The sequence below is a fragment of the Streptomyces muensis genome (genome assembly GCF_021474425.1).
GTDB lineage: Bacteria > Actinomycetota > Actinomycetes > Streptomycetales > Streptomycetaceae > Streptomyces > Streptomyces muensis.
In genome coordinates this window covers 1-637 of the sequence record NZ_JAKEIP010000631.1, presented here as the reverse complement: position 1 = coordinate 637, position 637 = coordinate 1, and the positions used below count along the sequence as shown (strand labels likewise).

Below are 637 nucleotides of genomic sequence, written 5' to 3'. Positions count from 1 at the left end.
GGTTCGAGGGTGGACGGTTGGCTGGCGGTCGGTTCGCGGGCGACGGGTTCGATGCCGACAGGGGCGGGGCCGACAGGGGCGAGCCCGACGGGTTCGCGGGCGGGCGCTTCGAGCCCGACGGGTTCGCGGGCGACGGGTTCGCGGGCGACAGGGGCGAGGCCGACGCGTTCGAGGGCGGGCGGTTCGAGGCCCACGGGTTCGCAGGCGACCGGTTCGAAGCTGATCGGTTCGCAGGCGACCACTTGGGAGGCGACGGATTCGGAGGCGACCGGTTCGGAGGCGCCACGGCGGCCCCCGGAACCGCCGGAGACACCGGAGCCGGCAGGAACCCCGGGGCCGCCGCCAGGGACACCGCGGCCGCAGCGGATCGTGCGCACCCCCATGAGCCCCACTCCGCCGCTCGCGGAGTCCGGACCGTTCCGGATCAGCGCGACGGGCGGCCGGCCGCCGCCGTGACGACATCCTGGGCGGCCGAGGAGCAGGCGGCGCCCGCTGCCGGGGAGACGGGCCGGCCCGACCGGCAGGGGGCGCAGCAGCGTAAGCGCCGTCGCGGTGGCGCCCGCTTCGCCGGGATCGTCGAGGAGGAGTCGGCCCCCGTCGTCGTACCGCCCACCGCCGCACCCGTGCTGCCCACCCT

2 pseudogenes are annotated in these 637 nt (G+C 77.2%); one reads left to right on the top strand and one right to left on the bottom strand.

The annotated features are described in order from the left end of the window. Positions 1-383, bottom strand: a pseudogene (locus L0P92_RS44810) (hypothetical protein); the annotation flags it as partial. 69 nt (positions 384-452) lie between these two features. Here L0P92_RS44810 and L0P92_RS44805 point away from each other — a divergent pair. Continuing rightward, positions 453-637, top strand: a pseudogene (locus L0P92_RS44805) (hypothetical protein); the annotation flags it as partial.